Source organism: Endozoicomonas sp. (assembly GCF_031844845.1).
In the GTDB taxonomy this organism is placed as follows: domain Bacteria; phylum Pseudomonadota; class Gammaproteobacteria; order Pseudomonadales; family Endozoicomonadaceae; genus Endozoicomonas.
This window is the reverse complement of record NZ_JAVRMB020000419.1, coordinates 1-16,103: the sequence shown is the minus strand read 5'-3', so window position 1 is coordinate 16,103 and position 16,103 is coordinate 1. Positions and strand designations below refer to the sequence as shown.

Genomic DNA, 16,103 nt, shown 5'->3' with positions numbered 1-16,103 from the left:
GGAGGATTTACCGATCTGGACGGCGATGGCAGCCCAAACCACGATGCCAATGGTGACGGTGTTGCTGACGCAGGGGATGACCGGGAGTGGGACAACCGAAATAATCTGACCGGGGCATTAGGGGCTGATGGCCTGCCAGATAACTATTTTTTCTCAAGGAACCCGGCACTGCTCGCCAGTCAGTTGGGGCAGGTGCTGGCGGATATTTCCAGTCGTGTTTCATCGGCCACCAATGCGGCTCTTTTTGCCAATAGTTCTACAGGAACCGGTGCTATTTATCAGGCGCTATTTCAGCCTAACCTCGATGTTAATGGGCAGTCAGTCACCTGGGGTGGAATCCTGCATTCCCTGTTTATTGACAGCAAAGGCTATATCCGGGAAGACGGTAACGGTAATGCCCGGCTGGATGACTACAGCTCCGATAAAATTGTTGAGCTGTTCTTTGACCCGAATGCCGGTCAGACAATGGTTCAACGCTATACGACTGATGACTCTGGTATCACCAAAGTTTCTGATGGCTCATTAAAATCGCTCTCTTCACTGGCAACGATCTGGGATGCCAGAGAGCAGTTGGCTTTATTAAGTGACCTTACTAATCAGCGAACCTATAACGCCCTCGCTTCCGGTGGCCGGCATATGCTGACCTGGCTGGATACTGATAACAATCAGCAGGTTGATAGTGATGAACAACTGCCGTTTATTTTATCAACTTTTACGGGAAAAGAAGGCTATCTTGGTATCCCTGCGGGTGAAGTTTCTACTGTGGTTAACTATATTCGGGGGCAGGAGCAGGCTGGAACCCGGTCACGTACCATCGACTTTGATGGGAATGGTATCGACGATGTCTGGCGTCTTGGCGATATTGTTCACTCTACGCCCAGGCTGGTGGCTGCACCTGACAGTCGCTTTGACTCATACTATAACGACAGCAGTTACCGCACGTTCCGAAATCAATACCTTGACCGCAGGCATGTTCTCTACGTTGGTGCTAACGATGGATTGGTTCATGCTTTTAATGGTGGATTTTGGAATGAGAGTTCATACAGCTTCCAACGCACTACGGATAATAATGAGGTGCAGCATCCATTAGGCTCTGAGCTATGGAGCTATGCACCCATGAACCTGCTACCTCATCTGCGCTGGCTCACCGAAGAAGATTATCCCCATGTTTATTACATGGACTCAGAGCCCCTGGTATTTGATGCCAATATTTTTCCGGATGACAGTGATCATCCCGGAGGCTGGGGAACCGTTCTGGTTATGGGGATGAGGCTGGGAGGCGGTGATATTGATATTACCGTTGGCAGCGATACCCGCACCATGCGCTCCGCCTGGGTGGTAATGGACATTACTAACCCTGAGCAACCTCCTGAGCTGCTGGCAGAGATTACTCATCCAGACCTGGGATTTACTACATCCCGTCCGACACTGGTTAAAAGACGGGAGTCTGGTGTTGATGCGAATGGAGAAACGGACTGGAACAACCCGGTAACAAATGAGTGGTATCTGGCATTTGGCTCAGGGCCCGCAGGAAGTAGCGGGGCGGCATTAAGATCAGCGTTGGACCAGGGCACTTCTGACCAGGATCTCCGGCTCTTTATTTACGACCTGAATAATAAGGCTTTTGTCTCTGGCTTTGACCCTCTCGTTACTACTTATTCAACGGCTTATGCTGGCGATATGGTGGCTGAAGACTGGGACAGGGATTACAAAGATGATGTTGTTTACTTTGGCACAGTGGAAACCGGCGGCGTTAGCCTGACAGGCAAGTTGATGCGTTTGAGATTATCTTCAACGGTTGGCAGCTCAACCCTGAGTGCATTTATGGATACCGGGCAGCCGATGGTGGCACCACCCATGACGCTGACGGATGATAATGGGCACTGGGTATATTCCGGTACTGGTCGTCTGCTGACCGCTGGCGATAATCGAGATACAGCGGCTAACTACTTTTATGGGATTCAGGAGCCTTTGAACAGCACCAGACAGCTCACCTATGCATCAGTCAGCCAGAGTAATCTGGTCAATGTGGGTGATGTGGAAGTATTCACTAATGGTGACGTTCTGAAAAAGTCCGGCTTCTCCTATGTCCCTTTTATCGTGGATTCTGAAGCCATTAATAGCTTTGGAACCTTGCAGGAGGTGATTGCGGAACATGGAGGCTGGAAGTTGCCTCTTGGTTATGATGGTTTCGAGCCTTCAGGACGGAGTGTAAACAAGCCTTCACGACTATTTACCCAGCTTTTGTTTACTGAATACAGCCCGCCTGAGGATAGTTGCTCTATTGATGGCCTGAGCTCATTGTATGCCGTTCATTATTTGACCGGAACAGCATCCCCCAATACGGCGTTGGCTAATGTACCGGTGGAGAGCCTTGAGTTAGAGCTCTCTCTGAAGAAGGTAAGCCTGGGGATTGGTTATGCATCGTCACCGGTGGTTCATCAGGGTGAGAAAAGCAAGCTGACCGCAGTGACCCAGGGAGCGGGAGGCAGTATTACTTCAACCAACCTTGAATACAGTTTCCGCTCGGAGGGACGACAGAGCTGGTGGCAGATATTCAAAATTCCATGGATTGATTGATATGAAGAACAGGATGTCAGTGGTTTATCGTCGGGAACGGGGCTTTACTCTGAGCGAACTGATTATTGTGGTGGCCATTATTGGCATTCTGGCGGGCATTGTTTACCCCTCCTACAGCCAATATATGTATGAAACCCGACGAAGTGATGCCTGGGTTACCCTGTCTGCCGCAGCTGCGGCTCAAGAGCGCTGGTATTCTATTAACTACTCATATACTGACGCCATCAGCAATCTGGGGGGGAACAGCTCTCCTGAAGGTTATTACACCATCAGTGTGGAGGCGGACAGTACCTCATTTACCCTGACGGCTACTGCGCTCAGCACCGCTGTTCAAGCCTCTGATTCCGGCTGTACAGCGATCACTCTGGATCATTTTGGCGTTCAGTCGCCAAGTCAGTGCTGGAAATAAATCAAAGGATTATGGTTTTTTGTCTATTCGGCCGGGGTTTATACCGTCTGTCGCCTTATCGCCTGTCTGTTTGAGGCTCCCGCCTAGATTTAAAGAAAAGGTCTCTCGACAGGGAAGGTGGATGTGTCTGTATGTCCCGGACGATTAAAAGACAAATATTTTTCAAGGGAAAACGCTGCGGCTGATAGAAGCGCTGCGGCTGATAGAAAGTGCAGCAATGGCTTTACCCTTATAGAGCTGATGATCAGCCTTATATTAATGGGGCTGCTGGTTAATCTGGTGATTCCCTTTAGCAGTGTGCTGGAAACATTCAGGCTGGATTATATCAATCAGCGCCTCTATTCCAGTGCTGTACTGGCGCGCAGTGAGGCGATCAAACGCTCCGTGAATGTCAGTGTTTGTCAATCCGACTCAGGAACGGCCTGCGATGGTCAGACAAGCTGGGCCAATGGCTGGGTCATTTTTGTCGACATCAATGATGATAATGTGATTGATTCGGGAGAGGAGGTTATCCGAGTCTATAACGAGATTACCAGCCCGGTCGATATTGAGTGGAGCAATGGCAACCGGCTGACGTTTGTCCCCAGGGGGAGTTCAGGAACGGCCGGTAATTTCACAGTGTGTCCGGACCGCGGGGGAACCCCGACTCCACGGCAGGTCACAGTTTCCGGAACGGGTCTGGTTCAAAGAAGCACAGGGACAGGAAGTTGCTAATGAGCAGGAGTACATTTTTCACCATGTCTGGTTCATGGTTTTTTCGAGCCAGATCCCTAATTAAAAGAGAAAGACTACGGTTCTTTTCTGAAATAAAGCCTGCAAGGAAGACTTGCTCTCAGGCGAAATGCCAGGGAATAGTGGGCAGACAGGGCGGTTATGCCCTGATTGGGGTGATGGTCGGGGTGATAATCTTTTCTGGGGGCGTTATAGGAATTGCGGGAATGCACTCGCAGGCAACTCGCTCGAATCATGACAGTTTTCAGCGTTCACAGGCTATCTGGTTATCTTATGATCTTGCAGAGCGCATCAAGTCTAATCTTGACGGGATGGATGAGTACCAGACAACTTTAGCTACCGCGAATGTTGATTTACAGAACTTTTGTAGACTCCCTCCCGCTAGCTGGACGACGTGTACCAGTAGCGGTAACCCCTGTGACTCTACAGCAGTGGCAAGGTTTGATTTATTTGAGTCTATGTGCGGAGATAGTCTTATTTCTCCTGATATGGCCATTAACTGTTCTGGAACCTGTGATTCTGGCGATGAGGTTACGATTACCCTCTCGTGGGATTCTAGAGGTGCAGCCGCAGGAGCACTTACCGAACGCCAACAGATAGAGCTTACTTTTCGGCGGGACTGAAGCATGAAAATCATGATGGCAGCGCATCAAAAAGGATTTAGCATCGTTGAGTTGATGATAGCCCTGCTGATCGGGTCGTTAGTAACCGGTAGCATCCTGCAAATGATGGTCAGCTATAGTGAGTCCTCTCGTGTCAATGATTATCTGGTCACCGCTCAGGGGAATGGTCGCCATAGTCTTTATCTGCTAAGTCGGGCTGTGCATATGGCTGGATACCGGGAACGGTTCAGTTATGATCCGGCGGAAGCCTTTTATCATGGAGCATGCCTGGGTGATACCACTAATCCTTGCACCACCGATGGTGGTGGCACCGACAGTGATCGAATAGCGATTCGGTACGAACCATTGAACGGAAGGGATTGCACTGGCGGAACAGTAAATCCTGACGAGCTTACCGCCGATGTTTATTATATTGCTGCAGACCCGGACAATAACAATATTAACGCGCTGTTCTGTAGTGGATACGATCCGGTATCCGGAAGCGAAAGATCTACAGGAGTAGTTATGGTGTCCGGCGTGGAAAGACTACAGGTGGTTTATGGTATGGCATCATCAGGCGATGACCGCGTCAGTCAGTACGCCGTTGCCGGTGCAGTGACCGATTGGGAGGATGTTCTGTCGGTCAAAATCGGGGTTCTGGTGAGCGCAGGCCAGGATGTCCGGGTATTTGAGAATACGAGCCGAACCTACAACCTGCTGGGCAGCGGTGATCTGTCTTTAACTGATCAGACACCCCGGTATCAATACTCAACAACAGCCAGACTTAACAACGCAGGGCTTTGATAAGATGGATGCTCAGTGTAGCCGGGAGCAACCCGGACACATTCAGTGATGCCATTGCAGCGTTTTTTTGAGGGTTGCCATCTGTTTTTATTCTCTTCATATTAAAGGCAGGCTTGCATCATTTATGGAGCCTGATGATTTGCCGACGGTGGAATAAATAACTTTAAGCAAGGGATGGCCGTGATGAGATCGGGTCTTATTTCGATCCTGTTGGTATTAGTGGCAGGTATCAGGCTGGCAGGCGCCGAAGATATTGAATTATATGTGAATCCGGCGGGCAATGCTCCGCCCAATGTTCTGATTATATATGATACTTCAACCAGTATGTGCGAGAGTCTGAGCACTGGTAGCTTCGCGGACTGCCAAGGGAATGATACTCGGGATACGATCACAAGAAATGCCATAATTGAGTTCATCAGGAGGTTGGATAACGTTAACATCAGTGCAATGAGCTTTAACCAGAGTATTTCGGGGCCCTCAGGTGGTAGAGTTCGTTTCGCATCAAGGAGTATTAATACTGCCCGGACTGATGTCATTACAGAATTTCAGACTCATATCATTGCTGAGAGTGGCACTTCAACGCCATTAGACCAGACGTTATATGAGGCTTTTCTCTATCTTTCCGGACAACCGCCAGAATTTGGGTTTGATTCTGCATGGCCGGGTCAGCAGAGTGTTGCAGTGTCTATGAGCGGAGGGAATTATCTTTCTCCCATAACTGAACAGTGTCAGGCAAGCAATATTGTTTATTTTTCCGATGGAGAGAGTAACAGTGCCAGTGCCATTATTGATCAAACGTTGATTGGTAATTTATTCTCAGGTGTCTCAGTTGCCACACCTTCGGAAAGCAGTTTTGATCCGAATAACTGTGCCGCTGACAGCTGCCTGGATGAACTGGCCTGGTATATGCACAACAATGATATTAACGGTGCCGTTCCGGGTGTCCAGACGGCTAATATTCATATGGTTGCCGGATTTATAAACACTCCCTCTGGTTTGTTGGATAAAACAGCCGAGCATGGAGGAGGTGAGTATTTTAATGTCGCCGATAGTGATGCTCTTACAAGTGCATTTAATGATATTGCGGACGATTTGGACCGGCACTTTACAACCACACTAACAGCACCAGCAACCTCCCTTGATGCCTTTAACTCCGTGCAGCACTCTGAAGAAGTTTATTACCCCCTCTTTGAGCCAGGCATAGGACCCAGGTGGCGGGGCAATCTCAAACGCTACCGGCAGGGTAATGATAACCAGGTTTATGATGCAGCCGGCAACCTGGCCATAGATTCCTCAACGGGTTTTTTTTCCAGTACCGCTAAAAGTTTCTGGAGCAGCGCAGCAGATGGAGACACTGTTAGTGAAGGAGGGATGGCTGAGCAACTGAGCCGGAACCGGCCGGTTTTCACTAATGCCACTAGTGATAGTGGGGTCAGCCTGGATGATTTGGGCAATAAGCTCCACGAAACCAATGGCAATATTACTGCGGCCATGTTGGGCGCTGTAGATACGACAGAAACGCAAACGATTCTGCAGTGGGCCCGGGGAGTCGATGTGGATGACGAGGACCGTGACAGCGACACCACTGACGACCGAACCAGTATTGGTGATCCGCTGCATACCCAGCCCCAGGTGATCACTTACTTTCGGGATGATAGCGGTGGCACGGCCGTAGTGGACAGAACAGTATATTTCACCACCAATGATGGTTTTCTTCACGCCGTCGATACCGCTGATGGCAGTACGGAATTCTCATTTATTCCCAGAAACCTGCTGGGTAATCAGAAAACTTACCGGGATAATGCTGCCCCGGATGGTCGCACCAAAATCTACGGTCTTGATGGCCCCATGACCACCTGGATATATGATAAAAATGGCGATGGGGATCTGTTGCAGGCGGATAACGGTGCTGCTGATACGGGCGAACACGCTTATCTTTATCTGACCATGCGCCGGGGCGGCAATAATATTTATTCCGTTGATGTTATCAATCGCGCCAGTCCTGTATTGCGATGGGTTATTTCTGGCGATGCTGATAATGATTCCAGTACCGATAGCTCATGGCAGTTTTCCCGGCTTGGGCAGACCTGGTCTACGGTAACGCCTACCACCGTGATGTGGAATGGCAATGAGCAGGCGGTGCTGCTGTTTGGCGGGGGCTATGACCCGGCGATTGATGGCCATACCACGATTCAGGACAGCAATGTTGGCAATGCCGTGTTTATGGTGGACGCAGAAAGGGGCAGTTTGCTATGGACTGCCTCCAGCGCAGGTGCAGACCTTAATATCTCTGACATGAAATACAGCATTCCGGCAGAGTTGAGTCTGGTGGATATTGATGGGGATGGAGCCACGGATTATTTCTTTGCGGCTGACACGGGGGGGCAGGTGTTTCGGTTTGATATCAAAGAGACTAATACCGGTGCCAGCACTTTTGCCGACGGGGGGCGAATAGCCAATCTGGCGGGTACGTCTGATGGGGATGCCCGTCGTTTCTTTGAAGCACCGACGGTGGCTGTGAGCGGTGCCTATGACGCCATCAATATCGCGATAGGCAGTGGTTTTCGCCCATCTCCGTTAAGTACCCTGGTGAATGACCGGATGTATGTGATCCGGGATGAGCATGTTACTCAGGCTCCCACCAGTTACAATTATGCGTCGAACTCGGTCATTACTGAGTCTGATTTGTACGATGCCACGGACAACCTGATTCAGGATGGCACTTCTGCTCAGCAGACTGCGTCCCAGACCGCTCTGGATAGTGCCAATGGCTGGTACTTGAGGTTGGGGGGGACGGGTGAAAAAATCTTGAGTCAACCCACCGCATATGATGGTGTTTTGCTGTTCACTACGTTCACCCCGGTGGCGGGGTCTTCCTCCGGTTCCTCCTGTACTCCTCCCGGTGGCGGTAATAGTTACCTGTACGCCGTCAATATAGAAAATGCCGGTTCGGTCATAAATTTTGACACGAGTGATTCGAATCTGGATATAGACGATCGAAGACAATTGCTGATGCACACCAGTATTGCACCAAGGCCATCCATTATGAATCCGGGGGGGCAGGGGGCTGAGATCTGTGTAGGTACCGAGTGTTTTCAGGATGCTCTGCGAAGTGTGGGTTCGGTGCCATTGATCAGACGACTCTGGCGGGAAAACAGGTAAAGTGAATGGGTACCTTGGGTTAATGCAGTTTTTCTGATTGTCAGTCATAAAAAATGAGAGTCATTGGTATGACCAAATATGCAGCATAGTAAAGAGAGGGGGTCTTTCCTGCTGACCACCATTATTGTCATGCTGGTGATGGTATTGTCTGGCCTTTTTGTGATGGAACAGTCGATATTTGAGGAAATGAAAGTCGGTAATGAACAACAAGCTCTTCAGGTTTATCAAACGGCCTACAGTGAACTGGGTGCGCAGTTGAATTTTCTGGAGACCAATCCGGATACATTCAGTGATGCCATAACCAACGATCAGACGCTTAACGCTATCATCAATCCAACAGGCTGTGGTTCAACTCAAGGTGTCGTGGGTGGGAATGTCGTGGATCAGATTTGTCAGGGGGGAACACTTCGTTATATTGATGATGCCGCACCGCCACCGGGATACTCTATTGGGCAGTATCAGTCTCTGCGTTTTGAGCTGGACAGTACGGCGACTCTTGAGGGGACGGGGGTGCTGTCAGATCAGACGTTGTCGTTAGCGTATGTAAGTCCTGTTGCCGGAGCTGATATGGAAGCCACTACGGCTATTGGTACCGGCCCCGGGACTCCACCCCCAGGCAGTTCAGGTGGTTCAGGTGGTTCAGGCGGCTCAAGTGGTTCAGGTGGTTCAGGTGGTTCAGGCGGATCTGGAGGATCTGGAGGGTCTGGAGGTTCTGGGGGGGGAGCTCAAACTTATAATTGGCAAAGGACTATTGTCACTGTAATAAATGCCAATAGTAATGCCGTTATGAATATTCGGTTTCATACGTATTATAACGATGGTAGATCCCCTGACCTGCACGCGGAAGTTCAAAACTATGGAGTGCTTGATGAATACTCTGTTCCGGGTGGTAGCGGGACAGAGAATCAGATAGATCGAATTGAGGTTGAATTTCAATATCTTTCCAGTACCTGGCGTACTATAACGACAAAAACCGTTACGTCCGCAGGTTATGTCAGCGATAATGAAGTCTGTTACAAGGTAACGGGAACCCGTGCGTCGTCTGTGCAGCAGGGGGACTGCACCCTACCGCCTCAACTGGACGAATGGACGGATTGGTTTTCAGAAGAGGATGCCTTCATGGACTGTTCTGCTGGCCGGGTCGTAACAGGAATGAAGTGTTCAGGTACCCGATGCGATGACAAGCGTTTAAGGTGCACTTTGATGCCGGGAATGAGCATAAGCGGCACGGTTGTGCAAAGTAATTCGTTTACAGGCCAAAGATGGCCAAACAATAATCGAACATACCTTGAAGGTCTGGCGGGCTCGCAGCGTGCTCTTACAGGCTTACGATGTAGTGGCAGCAATTGTTCTAACCTGAGGCTGCGGTCAAGGCCATTCAACGGGGATTATAGTTTAGGTACCACAACAACGGCTTACTGGATTTCTGAAGAACGCAGCCCCAGAAACAATTACAGTTGCCCGGACGGAGGATTTGTGTATAAGCTAGGCTGCAAGGGGCACCAGTGTGATAACGTGAGGCTTTATTGTATAAATGATGTGCCGCTGGATTAATACAAGTCTGACTCATAGTGAGGAGTTTGATGGGCAGGATTTTCTTTTTATTTGCTTCTTTGGGGCTGGGTCGCTGCATTTAAGAGTCTGATGGTCAGGATGATCATATTTGAAAAGCGTGATCAGGAATCTTCTGATGGAGCAAAACCGGAGGGAAAACCGTTGAAAAGGGAAAAAGGATTTAACCTGATTGAACTGCTGATTGTTCTGGCCATTATTGGCATTTTGACATCCATCGTTTATCCCGGCTATTCGGATTATGTCATTCAGTCTCGCAGAAGTGAGGGGATAGTCAGGTTGTTACAGGTGATGCAACAGCAGGAACGTTATTTTACGGATGAGCTTACTTATACAGCGGATTTGTCTGACCTGGGATATACGACTTTGACCGGAGGCGCTGTTGAGTCTGAGAATGGCAGCTATCAAATTACCGCTGCAGTATGTACCGGCCAGACAATCAATCAATGTGTGCTTTTGACCGCGACGCCCCAAGGCGTTCAGGCGGGAGACGGCGACTTAACCCTCGATAGCCAGGGCAATCGAACACCTGCCGGTTTCTGGCAATAATTCTTATCATTCAGCAAATATTTGTCGGTACGTTCTTAAGGTAATGAAGGAAAGAAACGCCACGGTATTGGGTGGTAAGGGTTTAATCCACTTTTTGATTATTGATTCATCGCCTGATGAAGCTGAATCATTTCTGAATATCCGACATCAATAAATAATGCGGGGCTGTGGTATGACCAAAATGCAGCATGGTAAAGAGAGTGGTTCTTTCTTGCTGACCACCATGATTGTCATGCTGGTGATGGTATTGTCTGGCCTTTTTGTGATGGAGCAGTCGATATTTGAGGAAATGAAAGTCGGTAATGAACAACAAGCTCTTCAGGTTTATCAAACGGCCTATAGTGAACTGGGTGCGCAGTTGAATTTTCTGGAGACCAATCCGGATACATTCAGTGATGCCATAACCACAGATCAGACGCCTGACGCTATCATCAATCTAACAGGCTGTGGTTCTGCTCAAGGTGTAGTGGGTGGGAATGTCGTGGATCAGATTTGTCAGGAGGTAACACTTCGTTATATTGATGATGCCGCACCGCCACCGGGATACTCGATTGGGCAGTATCAGTCTTTGCGTTTTGAGCTGGACAGCACGGCGACTCTTGAGGGGACGGGGGTATTGTCAGATCAGACGTTGTCATTAGCGTATGTAAGCCCTGTTGCCGGAGCCGATATGGATGCTACTACGCCGATTGGTACCGGTCCCGGGACTCCCCCCTCAAGTAGTAGTTCAGGCAGTTCGAGCAGTTCAGGAAGTTCGAGCAGTTCAGGCAGTTCGAGCAGTTCGGGCGGCTCAGGAAATTCAGACGTTTGGCTCGGGAAAATATTCATCTTTGACATAGAGACGGACAGTACGCATGTGACCAGAATCCGTGGTGATAATGAAATCGACTCCGATGACTGCACTCTGGTTCAGTTTATAACTACAGAGTACGAGCTTTCCAGTGATGGGAGAGAAATCGAAGTGACGCTGGTTTGGCGGGCCGCTGAGGCCAGAAGGAACTGCGTGGCTAATGATACGATTTTTGAGAGTTCAATAACAACAACTTTAAATTTACCTAAGCAGATAAGGTCAATTGACCATGCAACGTACGCTTGCCCACAACGTAACCTCTCAGGGAAACTACGTGGCTATGATTTCATCGGGGATTGCGATTTTCTTTCGGATATTTCCGTACGAGTAGACGCGGGAGGTAGAAGTGATCATAGAGTACAAGGGCTTAGGGCAGAGTTTTCATTTATCGCCGACGAACTCCAATAGAGCTGCACTTTGGGTCAAGTGCAGGGGGAACAATCAGGCTATTCCGAGCGGGTAATGGTTTTCAGGAGCCTGATCATTTGCCGATAGTTATTAATAAGGTGTTGCAGCCAGGAGATTAGGTATGATTCTGGTCTGGGTTATAATCGCAATAATTCCAGCGCAACAGAGTCGGAAGGGGCTGCGTATTTTATTACTGCTGCCTCCTTCAGATCCCTGATCCTGATGACCCCAATACAACCGCAGACGTTGTCCTTAACCGCTTATTGAGTTGATCGCCACACCCCGGAGCCCGGGCATGAGACGGCAGCCTGACCCTCGATAGCCAGGGCAATCGAACACCCGCCGGTTTCTGGCAATAACCCTTATCATTCAGCAGTTCATTGCCGATACTTTCTTAAGATAAACAGGGAAAGAGAAACCATGGCATTGGGTGGTAAGGATACAATCCGCTTTTTAATTATTGATTCATCACCTGATGAAGCGGAATCGTTCCTGAACATTTTTCGTGAATCCGGCTATTCAACCCGTGCCAGCCTGATCAACACTCTGGATGAACTGACGGCGGCCATGTCCGGGCATCAGCACTGGGATCTGTTATTAATGACAGAGCCCCCACCTCCTCTGAATTTTTCTCAAATATTTGATTATATTAATCAAAAAGATATAGATCTTCCCGGGATTATCCTGACCCCACCGGATGATGAGATGGACTTACTCTCCCTGCTTAAAATGGGAGCCCGTGCAGTGATCCCCCTGGGGAATAATGAGTACCTTCTGACTGTTGCTCAAAGGGAGTTGGAAGATCTGAAGATCAGGCGACACCACCGCCGGATGAGTGTTGCGCTCTATGAGTCCGAAAAGCAGCGCCGATTATTGCTTGATGACCAGGTTGATCCAGTGGTTTATGTCTGTCATGGACGTATCCAGTACGCTAACCCCGCTTTTATGCGGCTAACGAGGCGACCTGACGAAATGTTGCTGGAGGGCCAACCTTTCAAAAATGTCATTAGCCCTAAAGATCAAGAGGATGTGGAAGCGTTTCTTCTCAATGTTGAAGACAGTGGACAGGCTTTTTCGGCTATTCAATGTTTGCTGGTCGATCAGAATGGTTCTGAAATTCCCATACGGGCAACGATATCCGCAACCGCATTTGACGGTGAATTTACCCTGAGCCTGCAAATTTACAAAAATGAGCAGGAAGGTGTGCAACAGGGAGTCGACGAGGTTCTGAAAAAGTATGCTCCAGATGCTGAGACAGGATTGTTCAGTCCGAAGCAATTTGAACTGGAGCTTGATGTCGCCATTGAGAGCGTTGTTTTAGGTCATGGTAAAGGGACGTTGTCGTTGTGTTGTATTCATATTGAAACGCTCAGGGAAGTACATGAACAGCATGGCCGGGAAGTCAGTCAGCAGCTAATGAGAGCGGTGGCAAGGAAACTCACTACACTTCTGAATGAAAAACACCCTGTGACGAGCCAGGGTGGAGGGAATTTTATAGCTTTACTCAGGGCGGGTAGTGAGGTGGAGGTCAGTACTTTAGGGAAGGACCTGATTGCGGCAGTTTCTGGTGAAAATATGGTGGTTGGTCAGCACCAGTTACCGGTCAAACTTTCACTGGGAGCGGTGATGCTTTGTGATACTAATACCGATCCTGAATTGCTGATTGCACAGAGCCGTCAGGCTGCAGCACTGGCTCAGAAGAAGGGAGGGAGCCAGCTGTGTTTTCATAAAAAGCGCAAGGTCTGCGCTGTTCAGGCTGTTCAAAAGCAGCTGGCAGGTATGGTAAGCCAGGCACTTAAATACAAAAAGTTCCGGTTAAGTTACCAACCGGTAATTTCTCTTTCAGGCTCGTCTGCAGAATACTACGAAGTCTCTTTCAGTATGACGGATGCCCATGGACGAGAACATGCGGCGGCTACATTTCAGCCGAAGCTGGAAAAAAACAGCCTTTGGAATAAAGTGGATCGGTGGCAGCTTATTGAGGCGAGTAAGGCGCTAATGGTCAAGCGGAAAGAGGGAAGCGATACTCGTTTGTTAATACATATTGGTGGCTACTCGGTAACAGATGATACTTTTCTTCCATGGATGAAAGTGGCTCTTAAGGCTGCAGGTATTCCGACAACAGCACTTGCTATTGAGTTAAGTGAGCAGAATATTGGCCGTTACGCAGAAGCAATGCCCGGTTTTTTCCGGTCGGTGAAAGAGTTGGGGTGCCAGACTGTGATCAGTGAGTTCGGTTGTAGCCTGAACCCATTGGCAGCCATTGCACACCTGGATGTAGATTTGATAAAGCTTGATCCATCATTCACTCAAGGCATCAGTGAGGGTAATAATGTTGAAGAATTGCAGAAAATGATTGAGGCTCTCAATGAAAGCGGCAGAAAGGTGATTGTGCCCGGCATTGAAACCGTTGAAGAGATGACCCCGGTCTGGCAGTTTGGTGCTCACTTTATTCAGGGTAGTTACATGCAATCCCCCTCAGACCATATGGACTTCGATTTTGGTTCAGATGGCTAACAACGTTGTTTTGTTAAAAAGTTTTGTTAAAAAGTTTTGTTAAAAAGTTTTGTTAAAAAGTTTTGTTAAAAAGTTTTGTTAAAAAGTTTTGTTAAAAAGTTTTGTTAAAAAGTTTTGTTAAAAAGTTTTGTTAAAAAGTTTTGCTAAATGGCTTTCCCGATCGTTAGAAATCCCACAGTATGCTGCGATAACCCCCTTTTGCTGATTTACGTCTTTACGCCTATTGTCAGGTATTTCAATTTACAGACGGGGATACTTGCAAGACAATACCGCCCCTTAAGGTGATTGATGTATTTCTAACAAAGGGATAGACAGGTATTTCCATGTCAGCAAAGCTCAATATGGTCATGGCCCAGCTGAATCTGGTGGTGGGCGACATTGACGGGAACACCACCCGTGTCATTGAGGCTGCCGAGCAGGCCCGGGATCAGCTGGATGCGGATGTTATTGTCTTTCCGGAGTTGACCCTTTCCGGTTATCCACCGGAAGATCTGCTGTTACGCCCCAGTCTTATTGTCAGAGTTGAACAGGCCCTGAACCGGCTCAGGGTGGTAAAGGGTATTGACCTGGTGATCGGGGTTCCCCTGATGGGCGCTCATGGACTGGAGAACCAGGCACTGGTTCTGCGTGATGGTGAAGTTCTGGTTCGTTATGGTAAGCAGCACCTGCCCAATTACCAGGTTTTCGATGAAAAACGCTATTTTGTTAAAGGTCAGAATACGGTTGTTTACGACTGTAAAGGGGTTAATGTTGCGCTGTTGATCTGTGAAGACCTCTGGTATCAGGGGCCGGTTCGCAGGGCTAAAGAAGCCGGGGCAGATCTGATCATCAGTTTGAATGCCTCCCCCTTCCATATGAACAAGCAATCCCTTCGTCATCAGGTTGCCAGAGAGCGTTGTCTGGAATCAGGGCTTCCTGTGCTCTATACCAACCTTGTGGGAGGGCAGGATGAACTGGTGTTTGATGGTGGCTCTTTCGCCATGAATAGTGATGGCGAATTGGCTTTTGGGGCACCTTTCTTTACTGAGGAACTTTACAGTGTCTCTTTTGATAAAGACGCTCTGGCATTTGACCAGAGAGAGATCGAAGCGATACCTGAAGTCTGCTCCAGAGTCTATGATGCCCTGGTGACCGGTGTCAGGGATTATGTCAATAAGAATGGCTTTAAAGGGATTGTCCTGGGGCTGTCTGGAGGTATTGATTCAGCACTGACTCTGGCTATTGCTACCGATGCCCTGGGTAAAGATCGGGTGGAGGCGGTGATGATGCCTTACCGTTACACCTCTGATATGAGTCTTGAGGATGCGGCAGAAGAAGCTGAAATTCTTGGTGTGGAATATAAGATTCTGCCTATTGAACCGATGTTCGATGCCTTTATGGATACCCTGAAAGGGGAATTTGTGGGCTATGGGCGGGATACCACCGAAGAAAATCTTCAGTCCCGCTGTCGTGGCGTAATGCTGATGGCCATCTCCAATAAAAAAGGCTTCCTGGTGCTTACCACGGGTAACAAGAGTGAAATGGCCGTAGGCTATGCCACGCTTTATGGTGATATGGCTGGCGGCTTTGATGTTCTGAAAGATGTGCCCAAAACACTGGTATTTAAACTGTCAGAATATCGCAATACCCGGGGTTATGTGATTCCCCAGCGGGTGATTGATCGCCCACCATCCGCTGAACTGGCACCGGATCAGGTGGATGAAGACAGCCTGCCTCCTTATGACGAGCTGGATCGTATTCTGGAACTCTACATTGAGCAGGACAAGAGCGCCGACTCTATTGTTAAAGAGGGCTTTGACCGGGATACGGTCTATCGCGTTCTGAGACTGGTGGATATCAGCGAATACAAACGTCGGCAGTCGGCTATTGGGGTGAGAATCACGCCGAGAGGTTTTGGTCGGGATCGCCGTTATCCGAT

General features: G+C 48.8%; 11 protein-coding genes. All 11 read left to right on the top strand.

Features of this window, described 5'->3' with window-relative positions:
* Positions 1 to 2,580 (top strand): pilus assembly protein (locus RM811_RS23055; RefSeq protein ID WP_402528969.1); only part of this gene is annotated, 2,580 nt, incomplete at its 5' end.
* 1 nt (position 2,581) lies between these two features.
* On the top strand, positions 2,582 to 2,989 hold the full coding sequence (locus tag RM811_RS23050) for a type IV pilin protein (RefSeq protein WP_402528966.1): 408 nt from the start codon (positions 2,582 to 2,584) through the stop codon (positions 2,987 to 2,989).
* Positions 2,990 to 3,112: 123 nt separating this feature from the next.
* Positions 3,113 to 3,703, top strand: a complete 591-nt coding sequence (locus RM811_RS23045) for a GspH/FimT family pseudopilin (protein ID WP_402528964.1) — start codon at positions 3,113 to 3,115, stop codon at positions 3,701 to 3,703.
* Between the two features lie 224 nt (positions 3,704 to 3,927).
* Positions 3,928 to 4,344, top strand: coding sequence for a hypothetical protein (locus RM811_RS23040; protein ID WP_402528962.1), 417 nt, complete (start codon positions 3,928 to 3,930; stop codon positions 4,342 to 4,344).
* A 3-nt stretch (positions 4,345 to 4,347) separates the two neighbouring features.
* On the top strand, positions 4,348 to 5,127 hold the full coding sequence (locus RM811_RS23035) for a PilW family protein (RefSeq protein WP_402528960.1): 780 nt from the start codon (positions 4,348 to 4,350) through the stop codon (positions 5,125 to 5,127).
* 183 nt (positions 5,128 to 5,310) lie between these two features.
* On the top strand, positions 5,311 to 8,289 hold the full coding sequence (locus RM811_RS23030) for a pilus assembly protein (protein ID WP_402528959.1): 2,979 nt from the start codon (positions 5,311 to 5,313) through the stop codon (positions 8,287 to 8,289).
* Positions 8,290 to 8,367: 78 nt separating this feature from the next.
* On the top strand, positions 8,368 to 9,843 hold the full coding sequence (locus RM811_RS23025) for a hypothetical protein (protein ID WP_402528957.1): 1,476 nt from the start codon (positions 8,368 to 8,370) through the stop codon (positions 9,841 to 9,843).
* A gap of 99 nt (positions 9,844 to 9,942) precedes the next feature.
* A complete protein-coding gene (locus RM811_RS23020; protein ID WP_402528955.1) occupies positions 9,943 to 10,410 on the top strand; it encodes a type IV pilin protein in 468 nt (155 codons plus the stop codon).
* A 172-nt stretch (positions 10,411 to 10,582) separates the two neighbouring features.
* Positions 10,583 to 11,668, top strand: a complete 1,086-nt coding sequence (locus RM811_RS23015) for a hypothetical protein (RefSeq protein ID WP_402528952.1) — start codon at positions 10,583 to 10,585, stop codon at positions 11,666 to 11,668.
* 420 nt (positions 11,669 to 12,088) lie between these two features.
* The gene (locus tag RM811_RS23010) at positions 12,089 to 14,185 is read left to right on the top strand and encodes an EAL domain-containing protein (protein WP_402528950.1); all 2,097 of its coding nucleotides are present in this window, start codon (positions 12,089 to 12,091) and stop codon (positions 14,183 to 14,185) included.
* Between the two features lie 323 nt (positions 14,186 to 14,508).
* On the top strand, positions 14,509 to 16,103 hold a 1,595-nt coding region (locus tag RM811_RS23005), incomplete at its 3' end, for an NAD+ synthase (protein ID WP_402528948.1).